Origin of the sequence: Modestobacter sp. I12A-02662, from assembly GCF_041028325.1 — a bacterium.
Classification (GTDB): domain Bacteria; phylum Actinomycetota; class Actinomycetes; order Mycobacteriales; family Geodermatophilaceae; genus Modestobacter.
The window spans coordinates 65,476-90,910 of the sequence record NZ_JABGDE010000002.1 but is presented as its reverse complement, the minus strand read 5'-3'; the positions used below and the strand labels follow the sequence as shown (position 1 = coordinate 90,910).

General features: G+C 76.1%; 24 protein-coding genes and 1 tRNA gene. 11 read left to right on the top strand and 14 right to left on the bottom strand.

The features are described 5' to 3' along the window. Positions 1–57: 57 nt before the first annotated feature. The 3 genes from HL189_RS00790 to HL189_RS00780 form a co-directional block, all read right to left on the bottom strand. Positions 58–873 carry a Bax inhibitor-1/YccA family protein gene (locus HL189_RS00790; RefSeq protein WP_369131789.1) on the bottom strand — a complete coding sequence of 272 codons (816 nt, stop codon included), beginning with the start codon at positions 871–873 and terminating at the stop codon, positions 58–60. Positions 874–993: 120 nt separating this feature from the next. After that, a tRNA-Leu gene (locus tag HL189_RS00785) sits at positions 994–1,067 on the bottom strand. 11 nt (positions 1,068–1,078) lie between these two features. Further along, positions 1,079–1,846 (bottom strand): uracil-DNA glycosylase, encoded by a 768-nt coding sequence (locus HL189_RS00780; protein WP_369131788.1) that lies wholly within the window; start codon positions 1,844–1,846, stop codon positions 1,079–1,081. Positions 1,847–1,913: 67 nt separating this feature from the next. Here HL189_RS00780 and HL189_RS00775 point away from each other — a divergent pair, with 67 nt between their 5' ends. Beyond that, on the top strand, positions 1,914–2,279 hold the full coding sequence (locus HL189_RS00775; protein ID WP_369131787.1) for a DUF4235 domain-containing protein: 366 nt from the start codon (positions 1,914–1,916) through the stop codon (positions 2,277–2,279). 33 nt (positions 2,280–2,312) lie between these two features. Here HL189_RS00775 and HL189_RS00770 read toward each other — a convergent pair whose 3' ends face one another. Genes HL189_RS00770 through eno form a run of 4 tightly spaced genes read right to left on the bottom strand, consistent with a single transcriptional unit; the run spans position 2,313 to position 5,679 of the window. Continuing rightward, positions 2,313–3,260: an exopolyphosphatase gene (locus HL189_RS00770; protein WP_369131786.1), complete on the bottom strand. Its 948-nt coding sequence runs from the start codon at positions 3,258–3,260 to the stop codon at positions 2,313–2,315. Beyond that, complete coding sequence (locus tag HL189_RS00765) at positions 3,257–3,805, bottom strand: DUF501 domain-containing protein (protein WP_369131785.1); 549 nt, start codon at positions 3,803–3,805, stop codon at positions 3,257–3,259. Before HL189_RS00765 ends, HL189_RS00770 begins: the two co-directional genes overlap by 4 nt. Positions 3,806–3,851: 46 nt before the next feature. Continuing rightward, positions 3,852–4,379: a septum formation initiator family protein gene (locus tag HL189_RS00760; RefSeq protein ID WP_369131784.1), complete on the bottom strand. Its 528-nt coding sequence runs from the start codon at positions 4,377–4,379 to the stop codon at positions 3,852–3,854. A 10-nt stretch (positions 4,380–4,389) separates the two neighbouring features. Continuing rightward, complete coding sequence (gene eno / locus HL189_RS00755; RefSeq protein ID WP_369132184.1) at positions 4,390–5,679, bottom strand: phosphopyruvate hydratase; 1,290 nt, start codon at positions 5,677–5,679, stop codon at positions 4,390–4,392. Between the two features lie 95 nt (positions 5,680–5,774). On the opposite strand from eno, the gene HL189_RS00750 reads away from it, so the two are divergent. Further along, positions 5,775–6,734: a hypothetical protein gene (locus HL189_RS00750; RefSeq protein WP_369131783.1), complete on the top strand. Its 960-nt coding sequence runs from the start codon at positions 5,775–5,777 to the stop codon at positions 6,732–6,734. A 1-nt stretch (position 6,735) separates the two neighbouring features. Here HL189_RS00750 and HL189_RS00745 read toward each other — a convergent pair whose 3' ends face one another. After that, the gene (locus HL189_RS00745; RefSeq protein ID WP_369131782.1) at positions 6,736–7,668 is read right to left on the bottom strand and encodes a MazG family protein; all 933 of its coding nucleotides are present in this window, start codon (positions 7,666–7,668) and stop codon (positions 6,736–6,738) included. 57 nt (positions 7,669–7,725) lie between these two features. Beyond that, the gene (gene mfd, locus HL189_RS00740; protein WP_369131781.1) at positions 7,726–11,271 is read right to left on the bottom strand and encodes a transcription-repair coupling factor; all 3,546 of its coding nucleotides are present in this window, start codon (positions 11,269–11,271) and stop codon (positions 7,726–7,728) included. Positions 11,272–11,585: 314 nt separating this feature from the next. Here mfd and HL189_RS00735 point away from each other — a divergent pair, with 314 nt between their 5' ends. From HL189_RS00735 to HL189_RS00700, 8 genes are all read left to right on the top strand, one after another. Beyond that, positions 11,586–12,569: a glycosyltransferase family 4 protein gene (locus HL189_RS00735; protein WP_369131780.1), complete on the top strand. Its 984-nt coding sequence runs from the start codon at positions 11,586–11,588 to the stop codon at positions 12,567–12,569. 1 nt (position 12,570) lies between these two features. Continuing rightward, positions 12,571–13,089 (top strand): serine O-acetyltransferase, encoded by a 519-nt coding sequence (locus HL189_RS00730; protein ID WP_369131779.1) that lies wholly within the window; start codon positions 12,571–12,573, stop codon positions 13,087–13,089. Then, positions 13,083–13,844, top strand: a complete 762-nt coding sequence (locus HL189_RS00725; RefSeq protein WP_369131778.1) for a WecB/TagA/CpsF family glycosyltransferase — start codon at positions 13,083–13,085, stop codon at positions 13,842–13,844. The genes HL189_RS00730 and HL189_RS00725 overlap by 7 nt, the downstream gene beginning before the upstream one ends. Continuing rightward, entirely contained in the window at positions 13,841–15,166 is a 1,326-nt protein-coding gene (locus HL189_RS00720; RefSeq protein WP_369131777.1) for an O-antigen ligase family protein, read from the top strand. The genes HL189_RS00725 and HL189_RS00720 overlap by 4 nt, the downstream gene beginning before the upstream one ends. After that, entirely contained in the window at positions 15,163–16,071 is a 909-nt protein-coding gene (locus HL189_RS00715; RefSeq protein WP_369131776.1) for a glycosyltransferase family 2 protein, read from the top strand. Before HL189_RS00720 ends, HL189_RS00715 begins: the two co-directional genes overlap by 4 nt. Positions 16,072–16,240: 169 nt before the next feature. Further along, positions 16,241–17,557: a hypothetical protein gene (locus HL189_RS00710; protein WP_369131775.1), complete on the top strand. Its 1,317-nt coding sequence runs from the start codon at positions 16,241–16,243 to the stop codon at positions 17,555–17,557. Next, positions 17,554–18,183 (top strand): hypothetical protein, encoded by a 630-nt coding sequence (locus tag HL189_RS00705; RefSeq protein WP_369131774.1) that lies wholly within the window; start codon positions 17,554–17,556, stop codon positions 18,181–18,183. The genes HL189_RS00710 and HL189_RS00705 overlap by 4 nt, the downstream gene beginning before the upstream one ends. After that, positions 18,180–19,226 carry an aminoglycoside phosphotransferase family protein gene (locus tag HL189_RS00700; protein ID WP_369131773.1) on the top strand — a complete coding sequence of 349 codons (1,047 nt, stop codon included), beginning with the start codon at positions 18,180–18,182 and terminating at the stop codon, positions 19,224–19,226. The genes HL189_RS00705 and HL189_RS00700 overlap by 4 nt, the downstream gene beginning before the upstream one ends. Before the next feature lie 74 nt (positions 19,227–19,300). On the opposite strand, the gene HL189_RS00695 is transcribed toward HL189_RS00700, so the two are convergent. The 5 genes from HL189_RS00695 to HL189_RS00675 form a co-directional block, all read right to left on the bottom strand. Beyond that, a complete protein-coding gene (locus tag HL189_RS00695; protein WP_369131772.1) occupies positions 19,301–20,863 on the bottom strand; it encodes a lipopolysaccharide biosynthesis protein in 1,563 nt (520 codons plus the stop codon). A gap of 182 nt (positions 20,864–21,045) precedes the next feature. Continuing rightward, positions 21,046–21,300 (bottom strand): hypothetical protein, encoded by a 255-nt coding sequence (locus tag HL189_RS00690; protein ID WP_369131771.1) that lies wholly within the window; start codon positions 21,298–21,300, stop codon positions 21,046–21,048. A 165-nt stretch (positions 21,301–21,465) separates the two neighbouring features. Next, the gene (locus HL189_RS00685) at positions 21,466–22,080 is read right to left on the bottom strand and encodes a maleylpyruvate isomerase N-terminal domain-containing protein (RefSeq protein WP_369131770.1); all 615 of its coding nucleotides are present in this window, start codon (positions 22,078–22,080) and stop codon (positions 21,466–21,468) included. A 23-nt stretch (positions 22,081–22,103) separates the two neighbouring features. Then, positions 22,104–22,709 (bottom strand): hypothetical protein, encoded by a 606-nt coding sequence (locus HL189_RS00680; RefSeq protein ID WP_369131769.1) that lies wholly within the window; start codon positions 22,707–22,709, stop codon positions 22,104–22,106. A 55-nt stretch (positions 22,710–22,764) separates the two neighbouring features. Next, positions 22,765–24,141 (bottom strand): polysaccharide biosynthesis tyrosine autokinase, encoded by a 1,377-nt coding sequence (locus HL189_RS00675; protein WP_369131768.1) that lies wholly within the window; start codon positions 24,139–24,141, stop codon positions 22,765–22,767. 377 nt (positions 24,142–24,518) lie between these two features. Here HL189_RS00675 and HL189_RS00670 point away from each other — a divergent pair, with 377 nt between their 5' ends. Next, positions 24,519–25,250 carry an SGNH/GDSL hydrolase family protein gene (locus tag HL189_RS00670; protein ID WP_369131767.1) on the top strand — a complete coding sequence of 244 codons (732 nt, stop codon included), beginning with the start codon at positions 24,519–24,521 and terminating at the stop codon, positions 25,248–25,250. The last annotated feature ends 185 nt before the right edge of the window (positions 25,251–25,435 follow it).

Sequence of the window (25,435 nt, the reverse complement as noted above, 5' to 3'; positions counted from 1 at the left end):
CGGAACGACGAAGGCCCGGCCCCCCGCGGGGGACCGGGCCTTCATCCGTTCAGGAGCTCACTCGCGGAAGTAGCTCAGCAGCCGCAGGATCTCCAGGTACAGCCAGACCACCGTGACCAGCAGGCCGAAGGCGATGTACCAGGCGAACTTCGGCGCGACGCCGCGGCGGATCGCCTCGTCGGCCATGTCGAAGTCCAGCAGCAGCGAGAACGCCGCGACACCGATGACGACGAGGCTGAAGACGATGGCCAGCGCGCCGCCGTCACGGAGCCCCAGGCCGCCCGGGGTGAAGAAGGAGGCGACCAGGTTGACCAGCATCAGGGTCAGGACGCCGAACATCGCGCCGACGACCCAGCGGGTCAGCTTCGGGGTGACCCGGATGGCGCCGGTCTTGTAGACGACCAGCATCCCGAAGAACACACCGAAGGTGCCGATCACCGCCTGCATGACGATGTTGCCGCCGAAGTAGTTGGCGTACAGCTCGCTGAGCGCGCCGACCGCGACACCCTGCAGCGCCGCGTAGGACAGCGTCGCCGCCGGGTTGGCGATCTGCTTGAACGAGATCACCAGGCCCAGGACCAGCGCCGCGATGACCGCGGGGAACACCAGGCCGATGCCGGTGTTCCCCGGCAGCGCCCAGGTCAGGGCGGCGGCCAGCACGGTCACCAGGAAGGTGACGCCGGTCTTGGTGACGACGTCGTCCATCGTCATGTAGGCGCGGCCGGTCGCCGCGTACGGCGACGGCGCGGCGTAGGGGTCGTGCTGGGCGGGCGCCCCGCCGTACGTCTGCTGCGGGCCCTGGCCCCAGCTCGCGTACTGGCCGGGGCCCGCCGCCGGGAACCCACGGCTGAAGGCGGGGTTGCTGCTGGGCATCGTCATCTCCTCGAGGTGACTTGTCGGTCCGTGGGGTACAGCCTCGTACACCCCACGCTGTCTGGTCCAACGCCGGCAGCCCTCGGGTAGTTCCACAGGTCGCGGCACCACCCGGACGGGTGCCCCCGGTCGGGTTCGAACCGACACTGGGACCCTTTTAAGGGGCCTGCCTCTGCCGATTGGGCTACGGGGGCCGGGCCGGACCCTAGCCGCCGGCGGCGGCCAGCTCGCGCGCCCGGGCCAGCACGGCGTCCAGCATCGGCTCGGTGAGCCTGCCGGTGAAGGTGTTCTGCTGGCTGACGTGGTAGCTGCCCAGCAGGGTCAGCGGTCCGCGCGGGCCCGCGAGGGTCACCTCCACACCGTGCCCGAACGCGGGCCGGGGGCGCGGCAGCGCGTAGCCGGCGGCACCGAGCACCGGCCACAGCGCCGTCCAGCCGAAACCCCCGAGGACGACGACCACCCGCAGCCGCGGCAGCAGCGACAGCTCGCGGGCCAGCCACGGCGAGCAGGTGTCCCGCTCCTCGGGGGTCGGGGCGTTCGCCGGCGGCGCGCACCGCACCGCGGCGCAGACCCGCACGTCGGTGAGCTCGAGCCCGTCGTCCTTGCGCACCGAGGTCGGCTGGTTGGCCAGGCCGGCCCGCCACAGCGCGGCGAAGATCCAGTCGCCGCTGCGGTCGCCGGTGAAGACCCGCCCGGTGCGGTTCCCGCCGTGGGCGGCGGGCGCCAGTCCGACGACGGCGATGCGGGAGTCCGCCGGCCCCAGCCCGGGCACCGGCCGGCCCCAGTACTCCTCGGACCGGAACGACGCCCGCTTGACCCGGGCCACCTCCTCGCGCCAGGCGACCAGCCGGGGGCAGGCGCGGCAGCCGGAGATCCACTCGTCCAGGACCGGCAGCTCCCGCGTGCCCCGCGCCGCCCGCGCGACACCCGCCGCGCTGCGGGTGACCGGGAAGCCGTCTGCGTCACGTGCCACGGCGGTCAGCAGACCACGACGGCCCACCCGGTCCGCGCGGGCCCCCGGCGGCAGGCATGATCGCGGCATGGCTACGACGAGGACGAGGACGACGAGGCAGCCGGTGCGGGCGCGGGACACGACGGCCACGAGCAAGCCGGCGAAGGTGAAGGCACCGCTGCTCTACAAGCTGCTCGGCCCGGCGATGGCCATCCCCTCCGGGATCGTGGTCAAGAAGGCCGCGGACACGGCGTGGCTCAAGGTCCGGGGCTACCCGCCGCCGAAGAACCCGGCGGCCCCGGGCGTCACCTGGCCCGATGCGCTGGCCTGGGCAGCCGTCTCCGGCGTGCTGTACGCGTCGGGCCGGCTGGTCGCCGCCCGCGGCGCCGCGGCGGTGTACACGAAGCTGACCGGGCACGTCCCGCCGGGCGCCAACGCCGCCAGCGCCGCCTGATCAAGGCCCCCTGCCCCCTCGGGGGGCCGCCGGTCAGCGGGCGAGGCGGAGGGCGATGCCGTCGAGGATGTCGTGCTCGCTCACGACGACCTCGTCGAGGCCGAAACCGTCCATGATCTCGCGGAGCACGAGCGCGCCCGCGCCGATCACGTCGACCCGGCCGGGGTGCATCACCGCGTACGCCGCGCGCCGCGCGCGGGTGTCGGTCAGCAGGGCGGCGGTCACCGCCCGGACGGCGTCCACCCGGATCCGCGACCCGTGGATCGCCTCCGGGTCGTAGGCGGGCAGCTCGAGCGCGATCGCGGCGACCGTCGTGACCGAGCCGGCCAGGCCCACCAGGCTGGCCGCCTGCTCGACCGGCACCACCGCGCGCACCAGGTCCAGCCCGGCGCGGATGTCGGCCTCGGCGGCCCGCACCTCGGCGGGCAGCGGCGGGTCGCCGTGCAGCCGGCGCTCGGTGAGCCGCACGCAGCCGACGTCCACCGAGGAGGCCGCCCGGACGCCGCCGGCGTCGCCGAGCACGAACTCCGTCGACCCGCCGCCGATGTCGACCACCAGGAACGGCGGCCGCGGCGCCGGCGAGCCGTGCGCCCGGGCTGCGGCGGCGAGCGAGGCCGTGGCGCCCAGGTAGGACAGCTCGGCCTCCTCCACGCCGGTCACCACGTCGGGGAGCCCGCCCAGCGTGGCCAGCACCATCTCCTCGAAGTCCGCCCGGTTGGCGGCGTCCCGGGTGGCGCTGGTGGCGACCATCCGCACCCGCTCGGCACCGAGGTCGCGGGCCTGCTGCACGTACTCCGCGAGCACGGCCCGGGTGCGCTCGATCGCCTCGGGCGCCAGCCGACCGGTGGCGTCGACGCCCTGGCCGAGCCGGACGACCTCCATCCGGCGGAGCAGGTCGGTGTGCGGCCCCTCCGGCGGCACGTCGGCGACCAGCAGGCGGATGGAGTTCGTGCCGCAGTCGACGGCGGCGACGCGGCTCATCGGACGTCCTCCGGGTCCTCGGGGGACGGCTGGGCGCAGGGACCGGCGGCCCACCACTCCCCCATCCCGGCGACCGCGCGGTCGCCGATCGGGTTCACGCCGGGGCCGGCGGCCAGGGCGTGCCCCGCCAGCGCGTGCAGGCACTTGACCCGGTCGGGCATCCCGCCGGCGGTGGTGCGGGTCGGCAGGACCCCGCGGTCGTCGCGGGTGGCGAGGTAGGACTCGTGGGCGGCCCGGTAGGCCGCCGCGAGCTCGGGGTCGGTCCCCAGCTCGGCCTGCCACTCCTTCATCCGGCCGCCGGACTCCAGCCGGCTCGCGGCCGCCGACGCCCGGGGGCAGGTCAGGTAGTACAGCGTCGGGAACGGCGTGCCGTCCTCGAGCCGCGGGGAGGTCTCCACCACGTCCGGCTGGCCGCACGGGCAGCGGTGCGCGACCCCGACGAGGGCCCGGGGCGGACGGCCGAGCTGGCGCGCCACGACCGCGCGCTCCTCCGGGGTCACCGGCGGTGAGAGCGGGGTGACGACGGGGTCGACCGGGTTGTCCACCCGTCGAGTCTGCGGGAGCCGCTCCCCCGCCCGACGCCGGGGGTCGTCAGCCGTCGGCCGCGGCCAGCGAGCCGAGCAGCCCCTCGTACCAGGGGACCTCCGCGTCGGCAGCACCCTCGCCGGGCGGGGGGTCGGCGGTGTCGCCCGGGTCGCCGGCGTCGCCGACGACGACCAGCCGGTCCCCGGGCAGCACGTAGGTGAGCCGCTCACGAGCCCGCTGGGCGACGTAGGCGGGGTCGGACTGCCGGTCCAGCTGGGCCTGCAGCTCGGCCGCTCGGCGTGACAGGTCCTCCCGCTCGGCGGCGAGCTCGGCCAGCTCCTGCCGGCCGGCGACGTACTGCCGCACCGGGCCGGCCAGGGTCAGCGCGAGCAGCAGCACCAGCACGCCGAGGACCACCGCCCGCCCGCTGAACCGGGGACCCCGCTTCGTCGCGGTGGACCGGGACGCGCTGCGGGTGGTGCGCCGGCCCGGCCGGCTGTCGGCCGCGGCACGCGCGCCCGCCCGCACCGGCCGCGAGGTGGTCCGGCGGCGTGGGCCACCGGACCGGCCGCGGCGGGTGCGGGCGGTGCTCATGCGACGCCGGTCAGCCGCGGGCGAGGCGCGGGAAGGCGGCGGCGCCGGCGTAGCGCGCGGCGTCGTCCAGCTCCTCCTCGATCCGCAGCAGCTGGTTGTACTTGGCCACCCGCTCGCTGCGGGCCGGGGCACCGGTCTTGATCTGCCCGCAGTCGGTGGCGACGGCGAGGTCGGCGATCGTGGTGTCCTCGGTCTCGCCCGAGCGGTGGCTCATCATCGAGCGGTAGCCGCTGCGGTGGGCCAGGTTGACCGCGTCCAGGGTCTCGGTCAGCGTGCCGATCTGGTTGACCTTGACCAGCAGCGCGTTGGCCGCGCCGCGCTCGATGCCGTCGGCCAGCCGGGTCGGGTTGGTGACGAACAGGTCGTCGCCGACGATCTGCACCCGGTCCCCGAGGGCCTCGGTGAGCGCCACCCAGCCGTCCCAGTCCTCCTCCGAGAGCGGGTCCTCGATCGAGACGATCGGGTAGGCGTCGACCAGGCCGCGGTAGTACTCGGTCAGGTCGGCGGAGCTGAGGGTCTTGCCCTCGAACGCGTAGCCCGCCTCGCTGTGGAACTCGGTGGCCGCGACGTCCAGGGCGAAGGCGATGTCGGTGCCGACGGTGTACCCGGCCTTCCCGACCGCCTCGGTGATCAGGTCGAGCGCGTCCCGGTTGCTCGGCAGGGAGGGGGCGAAGCCGCCCTCGTCGCCCAGCCCGGTGGCCAGCCCGCGCTTCTTCAGCACGGACTTCAGCGCGTGGTAGGTCTCCGCGCCGACCGCCAGCGCCTCGGCGAAGCTGGCCGCGCCGATCGGCGCGATCATGAACTCCTGCACGTCGACGTTGCTGTCGGCGTGGGCGCCGCCGTTGAGGATGTTCATCATCGGCACCGGCAGCAGGTGGGCCGACGGGCCGCCGACGTAGCGGAACAGCGGCAGTCCGGCGGACTCGGCGGCGGCCTTGGCCACGGCCAGGCTCACCCCCAGGATCGCGTTCGCGCCGAGCCGGGACTTGTCCGGGGTGCCGTCGAGGTCGATCAGCCGCTGGTCGACCAGCCGCTGCTCGGCGGCGTCGTACCCGACGAGCTCGGGGCCGATGACGTCCAGGACGCCGTCGACGGCCTGGGTCACCCCCTTCCCGCCGTAGCGCTCGCCGCCGTCGCGCAGCTCCACGGCCTCGAAGGCGCCGGTGGAGGCGCCGCTGGGGACCGCCGCGCGGGTGATCGTGCCGTCGTCGAGGGCGACCTCGACCTCCACGGTGGGGTTGCCGCGCGAGTCGAGGATCTCCCGGGCACCTACTGCATCGATGCTGGCCACGGCGAGCAGCCTAGTCAGCCCGGCGGGCCGACCGGGACCCCCGCACCGCACCCCGGTCGCGCGTCGTCCGGTACCCCCGCGCGGGCCTGGGACGATGACCCGCGATGACGACGCCGACCGCACCCCGCCCGCACCGCCGGGCCGTCCGCCAGCTGCTGCTGGGGCTGGTCCCGGTGCTGGTGGTGGGGCTGGTCGCGCTGGGTGTGCTGGGCACCCGGCTGCCCGCGCTGCGGGCCCCGCTGGCCGCCGCGTCGGCCACCGCCTCCGCGACGGTCACCGAGGTGGGCGGCCCACCGGACGGCCGCGGCCTGACCGTCTCCTTCGCCGACGGAGCGGGGCGCGAGCGCACCGGGCGGCTGGAGCTGCCCGGTGACCTGGCCGTCCCGGTCGGCGCGCAGGTGACGGTGCGGTACGACCCGGGTGCCGCGCCGGGCGGGACGACGACGGTCCACGCGGACGGCGACGCCGCCTCCGCCGCCGTTGCGGACGTCGTCTTCGGGCTGGTCGCGGTGCTGCTCGTGCTGCTCGTGGTCGCCGGCGCCACGCTGGCCCGGCTGGCCGGCCGGCCCCGGCTCCGGCGCCGGCCGGCGACCCGGGCGACGGCCACGCACGTCGTCGTGCGGCGCGGTCTGCTGGTGCGCAGCTGGCTGGAGCTGGCCACCCCCGCCGGCCCGCGCCGGCTGCCGGTGTACTGGGCGCCCGAGGTGGACCGGCTCGCACCCGGCACGGTGGTGGAGCTGCGCGGCGACCCCGCCCGCGACCGGCTGGTGCTGCCGGTGCTCGACGGCGCGGAGGTGTGGCCGTCCGGGCGGGTGCGCCGGGAGGAGCCGGCCGGCGAGGTGCGCCAGGCGCCGGTCGACCCCGCGGCGGCCGAGGTCGGCCTGCGCCACCAGGTCCGCGCCGACGGCGTCCTGCCGTTCCTCGCCCCGGTCTTCGGGCTGCTGTGGGCCTACGTCGACGGCACCGGGGTGGGCGGCTTCGCGACGGCGACGGCGCTGTCGGCCGCCGTCCTGTTCTGGCTGCCGCAGCTGCTGGGCTCCGACCCGCACGCCACCCGGGACTGAGTCAGCGAGGACCCCGGGCGTGCGCGGCGGCGTCCAGCTCCCCGGCGTAGCGCCGCACGGCCTCGCGCAGCGCGTCCTCGACGTCCCAGCCGCGCTGCTCGGCCGCGACGACGACGCCGAGCAACCGCTCACCGAGCGCCTCCGGGCTGTCGACGGCCAGCTCCCCGGGCGGCGGCGTGGGCAACCCGGCGCGCGCCGCCCGGCGGGCGAGCGCCGCGCCCCAGGACGCGGCCGGCTGCGACCGGGAGACGCCCTCGGTCGGCGACCGGCGCTGCTTCTCGGCCTTCTTGATCTCCTCCCAGCCCGCCTCGACCTGCGCCACGTCCCGCGGGCCGGCCTCGCCGAAGACGTGCGGGTGCCGGCGGACCAGCTTGTCGACCAGGTCCCCGGCCACGTCGTCGACGTCGAAGCCCACGCCGGGCGCGGCCTCGGCGGCGACGCAGGCGTGGAAGACCACTTGCAGCAGGACGTCGCCGAGCTCCTCGCGCATCGCCACCGGGTCCTCGTCGACGATCGCGTCGTAGGCCTCGTGCGCCTCCTCCAGCAGGTAGCCGCGCAGCGAGGAGTGGGTCTGCTCGGCGTCCCAGGGGCAGCCGCCGGGTGAGCGCAGCCGGTCCATCACGGCCACGACGTCGAGCAGCCGGGCGCCGGGCGGCTCGGGGGCGCCGTCCACCCGGGGCACGTCGGCGAGGCCGGCGGCCTCCTCGGCGGTGGCCAGCAGCACCGCCTCCGGCACCGGCGCGGCGGCCGCGGCCGCCTCCGCGGGGTCGGCGACGTCGGTGACCGGCGCACCCGCCTCCCGCAGCGCGGCCGCGGCGCGCGCGGCACCCGGCAGGGCGAGGACCAGCGGGGCGTCGGCGACCGCGCGCCAGCCGGCGGGCGCGAGGAGGCCGGGGAGCCGGGGGCTGACGGTGACGAGGAGCGCGACGGGCACCCGGTCAGTCTCCCCTGCGGCCCGCGCGGTGATCAGGTCACCTGATCGAGAATGGGGTCAGGAGGCGGCGGCCAGCGGTTGCTCGAGCACCGCGGACAGCAGCGCGTGCAGCTTCTCCAGCAGGGCGACGTCCCGCAGCGGCGTCCGCCGGTCGGGGCCCACCGGCACCTTGAGCGACACCGTGCGCACCGCGGGCTTGTAGGTCGCGCCGTCCGCCAGCCGGTCGAGCTTCATCTGCTGGGACTCGCGCAGCTCGACCGGGCTCACCCGGACCGCCCTGCCCTGCATCGACACCTCGGTGACCCCGAGCCGGCGCATCGCCACCCGGAACCGGGCGACCGCGAGCAGGTTGAGCACCGGCGCCGGCGGGGCTCCGTAGCGGTCGGTCAGCTCGTCGAGGACGGCCTGCCCCTGGTCCTCGTCCTGCACGGAGGCCACCTTGCGGTAGGCCTCCATCCGCAGCCGCTCCCCCGGCACGTAGTCGTGCGGCAGGTGCGCGTCGACCGGCAGGTCCACCCGCACCTCGACCGGCTCGGCGGGGGCCTCCTCGCCGGACAGCTGCGCCCGGTAGTCGGTGACCGCCTCGCCGACCAGGCGCACGTAGAGGTCGAAGCCGACCCCGGCGATGTGCCCGGACTGCTCGCCGCCGAGCAGGTTGCCCGAGCCGCGGATCTCCAGGTCCTTCATCGCCACGGCCATGCCCGCGCCGAGGTCGGTGTTGTGCGCGATCGTGGTGAGCCGGTCGACCGAGGTCTCGGTCAGCGGCCGCGACGGGTCGTAGGTGAAGTAGGCGTAGGCGCGCTCCCGGCCACGGCCGACCCGGCCGCGGATCTGGTGCAGCTGGGAGAGCCCGAAGGTGTCGGCCCGGTCGACGATCAGGGTGTTGGCGTTCGGGATGTCCAGGCCGGACTCGACGATCGTGGTGGCGACCAGGACGTCGTACTCCTTCTCCCAGAAGCCGACCATGATCCGCTCGAGCTCGTGCTCCCTCATCTGCCCGTGGCCCACCGCCACCCGGGCCTCGGGCACCAGGTTGCGGATCTTCGCCGCCGCCTTGTCGATCGACTGAACCCGGTTGTGGATCACGAACACCTGGCCGTCGCGCAGCAGCTCGCGGCGGATCGCGGCGGCCATCTGCTTGTCGTCCCAGGCGCCCACGTAGGTCAGCACCGGGTGCCGCTCCTCCGGGGGCGTGAGGATCGTCGACATCTCCCGGATGCCGGTGAGGCTCATCTCCAGCGTGCGCGGGATCGGGGTGGCCGACATCGACAGCACGTCCACCGCCGTACGCATCGTCTTCAGGTACTCCTTGTGCTCGACGCCGAAGCGCTGCTCCTCGTCGACGATCACCAGCCCCAGGTCCTTGAACCGGGTGGTCGGCTGCAGCAGCCGGTGGGTGCCGACCAGGACGTCGATCTCGCCGTCGGCCAGCTTGCGCAGCGTCTCGGCGCTCTCGCCCGCCGACTGGAACCGGGAGAGCACCGCCACGGTGACCGGGAACTGCGCCATCCGCTCGGAGAAGGTCTTGAAGTGCTGGTTGGCCAGCAGCGTCGTCGGCACCAGGACGGCGACCTGCTTGCCGTCCTGCACCGCCTTGAACGCGGCTCGGATCGCGATCTCCGTCTTCCCGTAGCCGACGTCGCCGCAGATGATCCGGTCCATCGGCACCGGCTGGGACATGTCGGCCTTGACCTCGTCGATCGCGGCCAGCTGGTCCGGCGTCTCGTGGAACGGGAAGGCGTCCTCCAGCTCGCGCTGCCAGACGGTGTCCGGCCCGAACGCGTGCCCCCTGCTCGCCATCCGGGCCGAGTACAGCCGGATCAGCTCGGCGGCGATCTGCTTGACCGCCTTGCGCGCCTGGTTCTTGGTCTTGGTCCAGTCCGCGCCGCCGAGCTTGGACAGCGCCGGCGCCTCGCCGCCGACGTAGCGGGTGAGCTGGTCGAGGGAGTCGGTGGGCACGAACAGCCGGTCCGCCGGCTGGTTCCGCTTGGACGGCGCGTACTCGACGATCAGGTAGTCGCGCTGGCCGCCGTTCACGGTGCGGCTGACCATCTCCACGTACCGGCCGATGCCGTGCTGCTCGTGCACCACCAGGTCGCCGGGCTGCAGCTGCACCAGGTCGACGGCGTTGCGGCGGCGGGCCGGCATCTTGGTCGCGTCGCGCATGCTGGTGCCGCGCTGGCCGGTGAGGTCGTGCTCGGTGACCAGCGCCAGCCCGACGCCGGGGAAGGCGAACCCCTCCTCCAGGGCGCCCTGGGTCACCAGCACCGGCCCGGCCTCCGGCGCGGACTCCACGCCGGGCACCAGGCGGGCGCCGAGGTCGGCCTCGGCGAGCTGGTCGGCGGCGCGCTGGGCGGGACCGGGGCCGGCGAAGGTGAGCACGACCCGCCAGCCGTCCCGGCCCCAGCCGCGGAACTGGTCGAAGGCCCGCCCCTGGTCACCGTGGAAGCGCTCGACGCCGGTGGCGTCCAGGGTCACGTGCTCGGCGTCGTCCTCGACGGCGAGGGTGAAGGCGCCGGTCGTCCACCAGGGCAGCCCGCGGCCGCGGGCGGTGGACTCGACGTCCTCGAGCGCGCGGAAGGACGACGCTCCCAGGTCGATCGGGGCCTGCCCGGCCTCGGCGGCCGTCGACCACGACGCCGCGAGGAACTCCTCCGCGGTGCGCACCAGGTCCGCGGCCCGGCTGCGCACCCGCTCCGGGTCGCAGACCAGCACGTGCGTGCCCCGCGGCACCAGGTCGGTGAGCAGCTCCATCTGCTGCCCGCCGATGAGCGCGGGGATCAGCGACTCCATGCCCTCCACGGCGATGCCCTCGGCGAGCTTGCCGGCCACCTCCGCCAGCTCCGGGTGGTCGACGGCGAGCTGGGCGGCGCGGGCGCGCACCTCCCCGCTGAGCAGCAGCTCCCGGCAGGGCGGTGCCCACAGCCGCTCGGGTCGCTCGTCGAGCGAGCGCTGGTCGGCGGCGGAGAAGTACCGCAGCTCGTCGACCTCGTCGCCCCAGAACTCCACGCGCACCGGGTGCGGCTCGGTGGGCGGGAAGACGTCGAGCAGGCCACCGCGGACGGCGAACTCCCCGCGCTTCTCGACCAGCTCGACCCGGGTGTAGGCGGCGTCGACCAGCGCCCGCGCGACGTCCTCGAGGTCCGCCTCCTGCCCCGGCGCCAGCTCCACCGGCGTCAGCTCACCCAGGCCCGGCGACAACGGCTGCAGCACGCTGCGCACCGGCGCCACCAGCACGTCGATCCCGGCGCCCTCGGCCGGGTGCGCCAGGTCGCGCAGCACGGCGAGCCGGCGGCCGACGGTGTCCGCGCGGGGGCTGAGCCGCTCGTGCGGCAGCGTCTCCCAGGCCGGGAACACCTCGACCCGCTTGCCGGGGACGAAGCAGCGCAGCAGGGTGGCCAGCGCGTCGGCGTCCCGCTCCCCCGCCGTCACCACGAGGACCGGCACCCCGGCACCCGGCCGGTCGGCGGCGAGGGCGGCGGCGACCAGCGGCTGCACCGGCGGAGGTGCGGTGACCGCCAGCTCGGCGGAGCCGGCCTTGTCCACCACCGCGGTCAGGCCGGGGTCGGTCAGGACGACGTCGAGCACGCCGCGCAAGCTCACGGTTGAGGTCCACTCCCGGATCGGTGGCCGCGCACGACGCGCCGGGTGCGCGCGGGGGCCGCACCCCAGGTTAGCCCGGCCGCAGGTCACCCGCGCCGCTCGCCCGGGCGCCGCCGACCGCTTCCCCGACCGTCCCCCGGCCCGGCCGATCGCCCCGAACGGGGGAATCACCCCCGGCCCGCTCACCCGTCGTGGTGGTCAGCAGGCGACACAGGGTCACCACCGTTCCTAGCTTCCTGTGGACGAACTGATCGACTACGGGGGAACACCAGGTGAACAACCGACCATTGCACGTCCTGCACGTGGGTCCCGACGTGGACAGCACGGGTGGGATGGCGTCGGTCATCGGCCTGCTCTGCGGTGCCCCCGGCACCGACGTCCGGAGCTCGTCCGCGACCACCTGGAGCCCGGCGTCCCGCACCCGCGGGCTCCTCCCGACGGCCCGCCTGCTCGGCCGGCTGGCCTTCGGTCCCCGCGCCGCCCGGCCCGACTGGGTGCACGCGCACCTGAGCGAGGGCGGCTCCTTCGTCCGCGAGGGCGCGGTGCTGGTGGTCGCCCGGCTGCTGGGCATCGGGACGGCCGCGACCCTGCACGGCGCGCAGTTCATCGTCTTCTCCCGGCGCCACCCGCGCCTGGTGCGGGGCGTGCTCGCCGGCTGCCGCACGGTGTTCCCGCTCGGCCCGCACGCGGCGGCCCGGGTCGCGGAGCTGTCCCCGGCGACGCCGGTGCGCCCGGTGCTCAACCCGCTGGACCTGCGTGAGCTGGCCGGGGTCCCGGCCAGCTCGCGCGCCGCGGACGTCGTCTTCGGCGGTGAGGTGGGCCGGCGCAAGGGCGTCGACCGCCTCGTCGCCGCATGGCCCGAGGTCCGTCGCGCGCACCCGGAGGCCACGTGCGTGCTGTGCGGCCCGCCCGGCGACGTCCCGGTGACCGACCTGCCCGAGGGCATGACCTACCTCGGGGCGCTGCCCCGCACCGAGCTGCTCGGCGTGCTCAAGGCGGCCCGGGTCGCCTGCCTGCCGTCGCGGGACGAGGCGCTGCCGATGTTCGTGCTGGAGAGCCTCGGGCTCGGCGTCCCCGTCGTCACCACCCCCGTCGGGGAGATCGACCAGCTCGGCGAGGCGCAGGGGGTGGCCCTCACCGACGGCGACCCGGCCCACCTCGCGGCCCGGCTGGTCGCGCTCCTCGGCGAGCCCGACGAGCGCGCCCGCTGGGGCGGCCGCGGCGCCGGCTGGGTCCGGGAGAACTGCAGCGTGGAGTCCGTCACCCGGGTGCTCGCCGACTCCTACCGGGCGGCCTGAGATGAGCCAGACACCCCGCGCCGGCCTCCTGCAGGACTGGACGGCGAACCGCGGACGCCCCGGCATCCAGGTCGTCCTCGCCCTCTTCCGCACCGCCCAGCTCGCCCGGGGCGCGGGCGGCGCGGTGCGGAAGCTGGCCAGCGCGCCGGTCCTGCTCCTCTACCGGATCGTCGCGCTCCGCCTGTTCGGCATCGACATCCCGGTCTCCACGCAGGTGGGCCCGGGCCTGGCGATCCACCACGGCATGGGGCTCGTGGTGAACCGCGCGACCCGGATCGGCGACTCCGTCACCCTCCGGCACAGCACGACCCTGGGCGCCCGCCGCGCCGACGACGACTGCCCGGTCCTCGGCTCCGGCGTCGACGTCGGACCCAACAGCGTCCTGCTCGGCCCCATCGAGATCGGCGCACACGCCCGCATCGGCGCGGGGAGCGTGCTGCTCCGCGACGTCCCACCGGCGGCCACCGCCGCCGGCAACCCGGCCCGCGTCCTGCACACCCCAGGAGACACCCCATGCTGACCCTGTCGACCTCCCTCCCGCAGACCCGGGTCGCCGCGTTCTGGCGCGCGTGCCAGGAGGAGGGACGCCTGGCCCGCACGCTGGACGACGTCTTCGCCACGCCGTTCGAGTACCGGCCGGTGCGCGTGCAGACGGTCAACCTGCAGCACGTGCACCAGATCGTCACCTCCGACGTCGCGGTCGAGGCCGCCCTGCGGGCCGACCTGATCACCGCCGACGGCTGGCCGCTGGCCGTGCTGGCCGGGCAGACCGGCGAGCACTGCGAGCGGGTCACCGGCCGGCAGGTCGTCGACGCCCTCCTGCGGGACCGGCGGCACGACGGTCGCCGGGTCGCGCTGCTGGGCTCCCGCCCCGACGTGGCCGCCACCTTCGGCCGGATGCTGACCCGCAACGGCGTGACGCTGGCCTACGGCCGGCACGGTGACGCGCGCACCTGGGACGTCGAGGAGATCGCCGCCGAGATCGACCGGCTGGAGTGCGACGTCGTCCTCATCGCCCTGGGCGCCCCCAAGGGCGAGGTGCTGGGCAACGTGCTGGCCGGTCACCTGTCCCGCGGCCTGGTCGTCGGTGTCGGCGGTGCCGTGGAGATGGCGACCGACGACATGCCCGCGGCGCCCGAGTGGGTCGGGAAGAGCGGACTGGAGTGGGCGTACCGGCTGCTGCACGAGCCGCGGCGGCTGGGCCGGCGCTACCTGGTGGAGAGCCCCCTGGCGCTGCTCGCGCTCGTGCTGGTGCTGACCCGGGTCTGGCGGTGACCGCTCCGGCGGAGGCCCGCCCGCGGATCGGGGCGCTCTGGCCGCTGGTCCCCGGGGTCGTCGTCATCGCCGTCGTGGCGGGCGCGCTGACCAGCCCGCTGCTGACCGCGGTCGGCGCGCTCGGCCTGGGCGTGCTGGCGGTCAGCGTGCGCTGGCCGCTGGCCACCGGCATCGCCTTCCTGATCGCCGGCCCGATGTACCTGTCGGAGTTCGAGGTCGGCCCGATGACGCTGGACAACGTCGCGGTGCTGTACGGATCGGCGCTGGCCGTCGCCTGGCTGCTCGGCCGCACCTGGCAGGTGCCCCCGGTCGCGGCGTGGCCGATCGCCCTCGCACTCGCCGCCACCGTCGCCGCGGTGGCCAACGGGGGCGCCGGCGCCGCCGGGATCGTCCGGTTCGCGTCCCTCGCGGTCACCGCCGTCGTCGTCGCCAACGCCGGGCCGCACGCCCGCCGCACGGCCGCGGCCGGGCTGGAGGCGGCGGTGACGCTGGGCGCGCTCGTCCTGCTGGCACAGCCGCTGACCGGCTTCCCGGACCCCTACCAGACCTGGGGTGAGGGCGTCGGCCTGCGCTACGGCGGGCTGTTCGGCCACCCGAACTTCGCCGCCTACACGGTGAGCCTGGTGCTGCTGTACCAGCTCTACACCCGGCGGTTCACCGCATGGCGCGCCGCGTCGGCGGTGTGCCTGCTGCTCGCCCTCGTGCTCACCGGCAGCCGGGCCGCGCTGCTGGTGTTCGCGCTGCTGATGGTGCCCGCCCTGTGGCTGCGCGCCCGGCGGTTCTTCCTGCTCCTGGTGCCCGCGGTCCTGGCGCTGCCCTTCGTCGGCGAGACGATCATCACCCGGTTCGAGGTCATCAGCCAGACCGGCGGGCTGTCCGGCAGCAACGCGTCGGGCTGGCGCTTCGGGCAGTGGGCCGACGCCCTGGCGGCGACGCGCGGGCACGAGTTCTTCGGCATCGGCTGGGGTCAGACCCGGGAGGTGCTCACCGACAACCTGGGCGCCCACAGCACCTACATCCAGATCTGGCTCGAGGTGGGCCGGGTCGGCGCCGCCCTGGCCGCGGTCGGGCTGGTCCTGCTGATCCGGTCGGCCCGCTCGCACGTCGCCCGGATCCTGGTCGCCTACGCCGTCCTGACCGGGATCTCCGACCCGGTCCTGGTCTACCCGTGCTGCGCGACCGCGCTGCTGGTCCTCCTCGCCGCCCTGCACACGCCGGCCGGCGACGAGGAGGCCTCCGCCCCGGACGGCGCGGCGACCCCCGCGCCGGGCACGCCGACGCCGTCCGTCCCCGCTCGCCGACCGGAGGTCCTGTCCCGATGAGCCTGACCTGGGACGTCCTGATCCCGGCGTACAACGCGGAGGCCGGCATCGGCACCGCCGTGGCGTCGGCGCTCGCCCAGCCGGTGCCGCCGCAGCGGGTCCTGGTGTACGACGACGGCAGCTCCGACCGGACCGTCGACGCGGCCCGGGCGGCCGGCGCCGAGGTCCTCGTCGGCCCGGAGAACCGCGGGGTCGGCCACGCCCGGCAGGAGCTGCTGGAGGCCGCGCAGGCACCCTGGGTGCACATGCTGGACGCCGACGACCGGCTCCTCCCCGGGGCCTACCGGCTCTTCGAGCAGGCCGACGCCACCCACCCCGGCGCCTGGCTGCACGGCTTCGGCGAGGTGCCGGCGACGGGGTCGGGGGCGGCCGCCGGCGGGCTGCTGGGCGACCGGCCGGTCGACGTGCTGCAGCTGTGGCTGCGCAACCGGTTCATCACCTCCTCGACGCTCATCCGCCGCGCCGCGGCGCTGGAGGTCGGCGGCTTCCCCCGCACCCGCCAGGTGGAGGACTACGCCCTCTGGCTGACCCTGGCGGCCGCCCCGGGCGCGCGTGGGCGGCTGTGGACCTACGACTCGCCGGTCACTGCCCGGGCCTACGACGGCGGCTCGCTGACCGGGGACGTCACCGGTGCGGTCCGGGCCGAGCGGCAGCTCCTCCCGCAGCACGCGGCCGGCGCCCTGGCCGGTGTGCCCGGCGTCCTGCGCCCGGCGCTGACCACCGCGCGGCTGAGCACGCTGTGGTGGCGCGGGCTGTCCCGGCACACCGACTACGGGCGGCCCGCGTCGTCCTACCTGCCGGCGCGCGAGGTGGTGCCGGGCACGGTCCTCCCGGCGGTCCTCGGGCTCGTCGGCTCAGGGCCCGCACGCCGGTGGGTCCGGGCGGCGGCCGGCCTCGCGCGGTAGCGCGGACCAGCACCTCCCCCTTTGGGCTGAGCCCCGCCCCGGCGCACCGGGGCGGGGCCCCCGGCCCGGTTAGTGTTCGGAATGGACCAGTCCGGTCACGGTGAGTGACCACTGCCGCCGCCGCCTGCGCGGCTCCTGCCGTCGGTCCGCGGCGCGGATCGGAGGACCGATGACAGACATGGTGCGGAACGCCGTCGCCCCCGGCGGGCCGACGGCGCCCGATCGTCCCGAGCCGCACCCCGTGCTGGCCCGCGCCTTCCGGGCACTGGACCACGGCGGGGTCGCCTGGGCCCTGGTGCGCGGAACGGACGACCTGGCCCGGCCCACGGGTGACGTGGACCTGCTCGTCGACGCCGGGAGCCTGCCGCTCCTCGACGGCCTGCTCGCGCCCGCGGGCCTGCGCCGGCTCGGGGTCCGCGGTCACGGCAGCCACCGCTTCTACTTCGCCTACGACCCGGCCGCCGACCTGTGGATCAAGCTCGACGTCGTGACGGTCGTCGCCTTCGGCCGCCACCAGCAGCTGCACTCGCCGCTGGCGGCCGGCTGCTTGAGCCGCCGCCGGCGCGAGGGCTCCCTCTGGCGGCTGGCGCCGGTCGACGAGGCGTGGCTGCTCCTCCTGCACCTGCTGCTGGACAAGGGGCACATCGCCCCGGCCCGCCGGGACCTCGCCCGGGCCGCCGCCGGGCACGCACGGCTGGACGCGCCCGTCGCCCGCGCCCTGGACGAGGTGGCCGGGCCCGGGTCCGCCGCACTGGTCCTGGCGGCCGTCGACGGCGACGGGGTGGCCGCCGGTCAGCAGCTGTTCCGGAACTGGGTGCGGCGGTCCCCCGCACCCGTCGCCGCCCGGTACGCCGCCCGACGGCTGGCCCGCCGGCTCGCCGTCGCGGCACCGGGCCACCCGGCGGGTCTCGTCGTCGCCGTCGTCGGCCCGGACGGGGCGGGGAAGAGCACGCTGACCGACGCCGTCCGCGGCACCTTCCCCACACCCGCCGAGACCGTCTACATGGGCCTGTGGCAGGAGAGCCCCTGGGACGCCCGCCTCCGGCACCTGCCCGCGGCCCGGGTGGCCACCCGGATCGGCCGGGCGCTGCGCGCCAGCGCCACCGCCCACCTGCACCGGCGGCGCCGGCGCCTGGTGCTCCTCGACCGCGCTCCGCAGGACGCGCTGCTCCCGGGCGCCCCCACGCCGGGACGCGGCGGCCGGATCGTGTCCGCGCTGGCCCTGCGGCTGGGCCCCCAGCCGGACCTCGCGCTGGTGCTGGACGCGCCCGGCGAGGTGATGTTCGCCCGCAAGGGCGAGCACTCCGTCGAGGTCCTGGAGGCCCGGCGGCACGACTACCTCGCCCTGGCCCCGGCCTTCCGCCACAGCGCCGTGCTGGACGCGACCCGGCCGGCGGACCAGGTCCGGAGCCGGGCGCTCGCCGCGATCTGGGACGCGCTCACCGGCCCCGGGCCGGCGCCGGCGACCCGCGGCGGATCGCAGTGACCGCTCCGACCGGAGCCCGCACCGCCACGGCCGAAACGCCGTCGCCCACCGGTGAGACGCCGCTGCGCGCCTGGCACCGGCTGGACTGGCGGTTCCTGCTCCCGGAGTGCGAACCGCAGGTGATCGCCTGCGCCGGCGCCCTGGACGACGACCTGGTGTCCGGCCTGCCGTTGATCGCCCCGACGGTCCACACCGTGACCTCCCCGGCGGGATGGGCCGCCCTCGCCGGGACCTGCGACCTGGTCGTGCTGGCCTCCCCCGCTCCGGCGGACCTCCGCCCGGCCGCGGCGGCGCTGCGCCCCGGCGGCTGGTTGTACGCGGAGGTCCGGCGCGGCCGGCCGTCGACCCGGGCACCGTGGACGGTGCGCGGGTGGCAGCGGGCTCTGCGGCGGGCCGGACTGGCCGAGGTCGCGGCCCACTGGCACGTCCCCACCATCGCGACGTCCTCCCGGGTCATCGCCCTCGACGCGCGGGTCGTCCTCCGGGACGTCCTGCTGCGCACGCGGCGCCGGCGGTTCGGGACGGCGCTGTCGCTGGCGGCCCGGGCGGCGCTGCGGCTGGGGCTCGTCCCGGTCCTCGTGCCGGAGGGCAGCGTCGTCGGCCGGCGCGCCGAGGAGCCGCGGTGAACCTGATCGAGCGGGTGCTCCACGAGCGGTACGACGAGCTGGGCCTGGCCGCGGTCGGGATCCCCCGGCGGATGCAGACCGCGCTGCTCACCCCGCGGTTCCCCGCCTCGCGCCACGTCGTCGCCCTGGTCTTCAGCCCCGGTGACCCCCGGCCGCGGGCGGTCGCCAAGCTGCCCCGGCGGCCCGGCGACAACCTCGGCGTGCTCCTCGAGGCCGACGTGCTGCGCCGGGTGGCGGAGCTCGCACCGGGCGCCGGCGCCGCCGTCCCGGTCGTCCTGGGCACCGTTCCCGTCGGCCGGCAGGTGCTGCTGGTCGAGACCGCCGTCGACGGCGTCGAGCTCGACCCGCCGGCCGTCCGGCGGGACCGGGACGCGGCCGTGCGGGCGGGCAGCGCCTTCATCGACGGTCTGCCGGTGATGACCGCTGCCGAGCAGAACCGGAACTGGTACGACGCGGCCCTCACCCGGCCCTTGGACGCCCTCGCCCGGGCGGTGCCGCTCGGCGGGGAGACCGCCGACCTCGTCGCCCGGACCCACGCCGTCCTCGCGCCGCTGCGCGACGTCGCCCTCCCCGCGGTCTTCGAGCACGGGGACCTGAGCCACCCGAACCTGTTCCTCGGCGCCGAGGGCGGTCTGCGCGTCATCGACTGGGAACGCGCGACCGCGGCCGGCGTGCCGGGCCACGACCTGGTCTTCTTCCTCCAGTACATCAGCGAGTCCAGCCGCTCGGCCGTCGACCGCGGCGCCCAGCGCGCGGCCCTCGACGCCGATCTCGGGGCGCCGGACGGCTGGGCCCGCGCGGTCCTCGCCGCCCACCTCGAGCGGCGCGGCGTCCCGGTGGAGCTGCTCGACGCGCTCGTCGTCGGCAGCTGGGCCCGGACGGCGGCCGGCCTCGTCGCCCGTCTCGTCCCCGAGGACGACGAGCCCGGGGACGGCGAACCGCTCAGCCCGGCGGCGCTCGCCGCGACCGTGCGGGAGAGCCGCGACGTCGACCTGTGGTGGCACGTCCTGCGCCGGGCCGAGGAGCGGGCCGCCCGGAGCTGACCTCGGGGCCGGACCACGGACGAACGACGGGACCCCCGGACGGCGGCGCCGTCCGGGGGTCCTGTGCGTGCGTGCTACTCCGGCCGGGACGCCGCGGCCGGCTCCGGCGACGGAGCGGTCCGGCGGCGGGCCACCACGTCGCGGAGCTGGCGCACCAGGGACGGGCTCACCAGGGAGAGGACGGCCACCGCGGTCGCGGCGCCGCCGGCGACCACCACGGCGAGCGCGGCGGCCGGGGGCAGCGGCAGCCGGGACAGCAGCAGGCCGACGACCACGATCGCCGCCCCGGTGGGGAGCGCGGGGGCGATCGCGGCAGCGATGTCCCGCCAGCGCAGCTCCAGGACGTGCGCCGCCACGCCCTGCATGAGCAGGGCGAAGGCGAACGACGTGGCCACCTGGGCCCAGGCCACGCCCTCCATCCCCCACCACCGGGCCGCCAGCAGCAGTGCCGGGACGAGCACGGCGAGCCGGATGAGCGAGAGGTACACCGACACGCTCGGCCGGCCCAGCGCCTTGTAGATCTCGGTCGCGCCGCCACCACCGACCGCGCGCAGCGCGGTGTAGATGGACAGGGCGACGAGCGGGACCACCGCGGCGTCCCACTGGTCGCCGAAGAGGACCGGGACGACCAGGGGGGCCGCCACCGCGAGCCCGGCGCCGGCGCACACGCCGTAGAGCGAGAACACGCGGACGCTGAACAGGTAGCCCTCGCGGAGCCGGGCCGGGTCGTCCCGCATCCGGCTGTAGAGCGGGAAGACCACGGCGGTCAGCACGTAGAAGACGTTGAGGATCACCAGCTCGGGCAGCCGGAAGGCCAGCGTGTAGTAGCCCAGTGCCACGGCGCCGGCGATCCGGCCGACCACCAGGTAGTCGATGTCGAAGATCAGCCGGGCCAGCAGCGAGCTGCCGGCCACGGGGAGCCCGTAGCCGAGGACCGCGCGCACGTCCTGCCGCGTCGTGCGCCAGAGGGCGAGGTCCGGCCGGTCGTCCAGCAGCAGCCAGCCGGCGACGGCGTAGGTGGCGCTGCCCGCGACGGTCCCCCAGGCCAGGGCCCACGCGCCGTGCCCGGCGAAGGCCAGGCTGACCGAGACGAGGCCCGTGGCGAGGGTCCGGAGCACGGTGGCCACCGACACGCGGTGGAACAGCAGCTCGCGCCGGAGGAGCGCCTCGGGGACGGCGCCGAGGGACGCCGTCAGCAACGAGAAGGCCAGCAGCCGGACCAGCGGGGTCATGTCCGGCCGGCCGAAGAAGGAGGCGATGAGCGGGGCGCCGGCCACCACGACCGTCACCAGCAGCAGGCCGGCGACGAGGGAGCACAGCATCGCGGCGCGGGCCACCGCCCGCGAGCGCGGCAGGTAGATCAGCGCCTGGGCGACCCCCGCGTCGGCCACGGCCTCGGCGTACACGATGAGCACCAGCGACAGGGCCACCAGGCCGAACTCCTCCGGCGCGAGCAGCCGCGCGAGGACGATCGTGGTGAGCGCGACCGTCAGCTTGCTCAGCACCTGGGACATGCCCAGCCAGGCCGCGCCCCGGGCTCCGGCGCGGAGCAGGCCGGATGTCGCGCCGGTCCGCGCCGGGGGTGGCACCGGGGTGCCGACCGGGGGCGGGGTCGCCGCCGTCTGGTCGACCGTCATGCCCGCCCGACCTCGTCCCACCGACCGTCCGGACGACCCGGGACAGCCGCGCATGGGCGGGAACGTGCAGGTGAGCAGCCCATGGAACCGACCCTACGCAGCCCACCGGCCGAACGGTCGGCCCGCGGCGGAGCGGTCACCCGTCGGGATGACGCCCCTCGAGGAGCCCGGATCCGCGTCGGTCAGCGGTCCGCCGTCAGCGGGCCGGCACGTACCGGGGACCGGCCACCCGGGGGCAGCAGCGGCGTGTGCGGGCCGGGGCGGTCCCAGCTGCAGGTGAAGCTCCCGCGCACGTACCCCTCGGCCAGGCCGAGCCGCTGCACCGGCACGTGGTGCACCCGGCCGAACCCGCCGCAGCGGCAGAGGACGACCCGGTCCGCGTCCCGGCGGACGGCGTCCAGCACCTCGACCGCGTCCAGGTGGATCGCACCGTCCATGAGGTCACTCCCAGTGATCGCAAGCTCCGTACGGCCGGACCGATCGACCGGCTCCACTACGGACGGTAGGGGCTGCAACCGGTTCCACGGCGTCCGCTCCACCGTTCGGAGGACGTCGTCCGCCCCGGATCCGGCGGGTTCACGCGCCGGGGTGACCGGCGGCGCTCAGAGGACCGACACCCCGCCCGGGGGGACCGGTCGTCCGGTGGCGGCGAGCAGCAGCGGACCGGCCCGGCCGTCGGCCACCGCGAGGTCGGCGACCAGCCGCAGCGCCTGCGCCGCCGCGGTCGCGGGGACGTCCAGCGGTGCCCCCAGCGCGGTGGCCAGGTCGGCGGTGTGGACGACCAGCTCGAAGGTGCGCGTGGGCAGGTAGTCCGACAGCCGCATGCCGCCGGCGATGGTGGTCAGCAGCTCGCTGCCGGTCCGGGCGTCGACGAGCGGGAGCACCCGCCCGGCGATCTCCGCCACGGCCCGCGCGGGCTCCGCGCCCAGCGCGGCCCCGGCCTCCCGTCCGCGCGCCGCGACGGCAGCGCCGGCGGCGGCCTCCCGGGTCACCCGGAAGTACTCCCCGGCCGAGGGGACCTCCACGGCGGCGGCGGGGCGGTCCAGGTAGGCCTCGACCGTGAGCAGGGAACGGCTGGTGTGGCCGACCAGCGCGCGCACGTCCCACTCGCCCAGGCCGGGCTGCTGCCACCGGTCGCCGACCTGCGACGTCGTCCGCACGAACCACCCCGCGGCGTCGGCGAACGCCCGGCGCGAGTCGTCCCACGGGGAGGGCATGCGCGGAGGCTAGCCCGGTCGGCTCAGCCGGCGGAGGGGAGCCGGGCGCCGACGTCGGCCGCCCAGGCCCGCAGCACCGGGTGCAGGTACCGCTCGATGGCCGAGACGACGTCCTCGTGCACCTCCGGCGACCCGTTGATCGGGTCGGGGACGTCGTCGGCCTCGTCGCTGCGGCGCCGGGTCCGGGCCGCGGCCAGCCGCCGGGCCAGCGGCTGGTCCGGCGCCGGGGGGTCCTCGAGCAGGCCGACCAGCTCCGCCGCCTCGGCCAGGGTGAAGGTGCGGGCGAGCGCCCGCGGGTCCACGCCGAGGACCAGCCGGCGGTGCTCGCGGGTCATCGTCAGCACCAGGTCGGCCTCGGCCACCATGGGCCGGGTCAGCCGCCGGGCCGCGTAGCCGTCGACCTGACCGCCCAGCCGCCGCACGACCGCGGCGCTGTGCGGGTGGACGGGCGCGCCGACGACCGCACGGGTGCCGGCGCTGTGCACCTGCACCCGGTCGGCGGCGTCCCCGAGGAGCTCGGCCAGCTCGCGCCGGGCCAGCCGCTCGGCCGCCGCGGAGCGGCAGATGTTGCCGGTGCAGACGAACAGCAGCCGGCCGGCCGGCGTGCTGCCGGGATCGGCGCGGGTCACGGCAGCAGCCCCCCGCGCGTCGCGCCGAGGGGCTGCTGCCGTGGGCTGGGGACCGTCATCCCGCCGGCGCCGCGGTGGGCTCCGCGGCGTAGTCGTCGTCGTAGCCGTAGGTCGAGCTGATCTCGTCCCGGGGCGGGACGATGTTCAGCACCGTGCCGAAGGTCTTGGCGCCGACCCGCTCCAGGGTGGCCCGCGTCTGCTTCAGCTGGTCCTGGGTCGTGCTGCCGTGCCGGACGACCAGGAGGACGCCGTCGGTCAGCAGGGCCAGGCCGGTGGAGTCGGCGACCGGCAGCAGCGGCGGCGCGTCGACGATCACGTAGTCGTAGTCGGTCCGCAGCTTCGCCAGCAGCGAGGCCATGCTCGCCGAGGCCAGCAGCTGCGCCGGGTTGGGCGCGGCCGGCCCGGCGCCGATGACGGTCAGGGCGCCGTCCCCGAAGGGCTGCAGGACGTCGTCGAGGTCGGCCTGCCCGGTGAGCACGTGGGTGAGACCGACGCCGGCCACCAGGCCGAGGTAGCTGGTCACCCGCGGGCGCCGCAGGTCGGCCTCCACGATCGCCACGCGCTGACCGGCCTCGGCCAGGGTGATCGCGAGGTTCACCGCGACGGTCGTCTTGCCCTCCCCGGCCACCGAGCTGGAGACCATCAGCACCCGCGGCGGCTGGTCGACGTCGAGGAACTGCAGGTTGGTCTGCAGCTGGCGGTAGGCCTCCGCGGCCCGGGAGCTGCTGTGCGGCTCGATGTGGTGCTGGTCCTTGAGCTCCTCGTCCTTGAGGACGACGGCGATCACCGGGGCGCCGCTGAGCGCCGCGGCGTCCTCGGGCTCCTTGACCGACCGGTCCAGCCGTGCGCGCAGGACAGCGGTGCCCGCCCCGAGGAGCAGGCCGAGGACCGCGCCGACCGCGGCGTTGACCAGCGGCTGCGGGGCGCTCGGGGAGCCCGGCAGGTCAGGGGCCCCGAACACGGTCACCTTGACCGGCGAGACGGTCGACCCGGCCGGGGTCTCGAGCTCCTGCACGAGGTCGATGAACTCCTGGCCGACGGCCTGGGCGATCGCCTGGGCGCGCTCGGGAGAGGGGTCGGTGACGCTCACGTCCAGCACGACCGTGCCGGCCACCGGGGTGGCCTCGATCCCGCCGGCCAGCGCCCCGGGCGTCAGGTCCAGGCGCAGCCGGTCGACGACCCGGCCGGCCAGCTCGTCGCTGGTCAGCAGCTCGGCGTACGAGGCGATCCGCTTCTCCGCGAACTGGTTGCCCTGGTACACGTCCGACGTCGAGGACGAGTCCGTCGTCGACACGAACAGCTGCGTGTGCGACGTGTACACCGGGGTCGCCGAGAGCGTGACCGCCGACGCGGCGGCGGCCCCCAGCACCAGGCCGAGCACCGGCAACCACCAGGCGAGCCGCAGGGCCCGCGTCATCTGCTTGAAGTCCATCTCACGTCCTCGATCGTTCCCATGGCAGCCGGCGGACGAGCAGTCGCGCCGGGCCTCGCACCGTTCCGGACGATAGGGGCGCGGAGCGTCCCGGCCTCCGCCGTCCGGCCGGGTTGTCCTCCCATGGGGTGGTCTTGGGCCGCAGAGGACTCCCCTGGTGGGAGGCGCGCCTTCCCTGGGTCGTCGCCCGTTGCGAGCATCGCCGGGCGGTGCGTGCCACGGGGACGCTCCGCCTCCCGGCCGCCTGCGCGGACGGTCCCGTGTCGTCTCTCCCCGGATTGGGTGTCCATGAAGATCACCGTTGCCGGTCCCGACCTCCTCGGGCGGGCCGTCTGATGCGGCTCCGGTTGCCCGGGAGCCGGCCGCCCACGTGGGCCGTGGTCGCGCTGGTCGGCTGCCTGGTCGCCCTCGCGGTGCTGCTGCCGCTGGCGCTGCGCACCCCGGCGGCCCCGGTGGCGGCCGCCGCCGCGGCGACGGCCGCACCGGCCACGACCGCACCGGCCGTGCCCGCCGCCGCGACGCCGGGCGACGTGCCGGTCGTCCGGCCGACCGACCGGCCGCTGCGGGTCCTCTTCGTCGGCGACTCGCTCATGTGGGGCTCCTTCGCCAGCGACGAGAGCCTCACCTACCGGGAGCGGATCTCCACCGCCCTCGGCGCCGGTGGGCCGGTGGACGCCGTGTCGGTGGCCCGCCCGGGTCTGCGGGCGGCGAAGGCAGCCGTGGCGCTGCAGAAGCAGCAGGGACCCTTCGACCTGGTGTTCGTCGAGATCGGCGCGAACGACTCGGTCTCGATCACGCCGGCGCAGTTCGGTGCCGACTACGCGGACCTGCTCGACCAGGTGCGCCTGCTCGCCCCGCAGGCCGGGCTGGTCTGCGTCGGGGTGTGGAACGGGATCGACGAGGCGACCCCGTTCGACCGCGAGCTGCGGCCGGTGTGCGCCGAGCACCAGGGCGTCGTCGTGCCGATGACCGGGCTCTACACCGACGAGACGCTCCGCGGTCCCGAGGGGTCGGTGCTGCCCGACGGCACCGTCCGCGACCAGTTCCACCCCAACGACCTCGGGCACGAGGCGATCGCCGCGGCCGTCCTGGACGTCGTCGATCACTGACCGTCACCCGAGTGGGTGCGTGACCTGCACGAACGGGTCCCCTCACCCTCCGTGGGGACGAGCCGGTGACTCTCGGTCGCCTAGCGTCGACGTGATCCGGCATCCGGGGACGCGACGTCACACGACGTCCCGCACGGGGCCGGCTGGAACGGGGAGTTCAGTAACAGTGGGTGTGCTGCGCAGGT

Coding starts and splice junctions, on each gene's coding strand:
- HL189_RS00790 (WP_369131789.1), bottom strand. CDS start 873: ATGCCCAGCAGCAACCCCGCCTTCAGCCGTGGGTTCCCGGCGGCGGGC.
- HL189_RS00775 (WP_369131787.1), top strand. CDS start 1,914: ATGGCTACGACGAGGACGAGGACGACGAGGCAGCCGGTGCGGGCGCGG.
- HL189_RS00770 (WP_369131786.1), bottom strand. CDS start 3,260: ATGAGCCGCGTCGCCGCCGTCGACTGCGGCACGAACTCCATCCGCCTG.
- HL189_RS00760 (WP_369131784.1), bottom strand. CDS start 4,379: ATGAGCACCGCCCGCACCCGCCGCGGCCGGTCCGGTGGCCCACGCCGC.
- HL189_RS00750 (WP_369131783.1), top strand. CDS start 5,775: ATGACGACGCCGACCGCACCCCGCCCGCACCGCCGGGCCGTCCGCCAG.
- HL189_RS00730 (WP_369131779.1), top strand. CDS start 12,571: ATGAGCCAGACACCCCGCGCCGGCCTCCTGCAGGACTGGACGGCGAAC.
- HL189_RS00725 (WP_369131778.1), top strand. CDS start 13,083: ATGCTGACCCTGTCGACCTCCCTCCCGCAGACCCGGGTCGCCGCGTTC.
- HL189_RS00715 (WP_369131776.1), top strand. CDS start 15,163: ATGAGCCTGACCTGGGACGTCCTGATCCCGGCGTACAACGCGGAGGCC.
- HL189_RS00710 (WP_369131775.1), top strand. CDS start 16,241: ATGACAGACATGGTGCGGAACGCCGTCGCCCCCGGCGGGCCGACGGCG.
- HL189_RS00695 (WP_369131772.1), bottom strand. CDS start 20,863: ATGACGGTCGACCAGACGGCGGCGACCCCGCCCCCGGTCGGCACCCCG.
- HL189_RS00690 (WP_369131771.1), bottom strand. CDS start 21,300: ATGGACGGTGCGATCCACCTGGACGCGGTCGAGGTGCTGGACGCCGTC.
- HL189_RS00685 (WP_369131770.1), bottom strand. CDS start 22,080: ATGCCCTCCCCGTGGGACGACTCGCGCCGGGCGTTCGCCGACGCCGCG.
- HL189_RS00675 (WP_369131768.1), bottom strand. CDS start 24,141: ATGGACTTCAAGCAGATGACGCGGGCCCTGCGGCTCGCCTGGTGGTTG.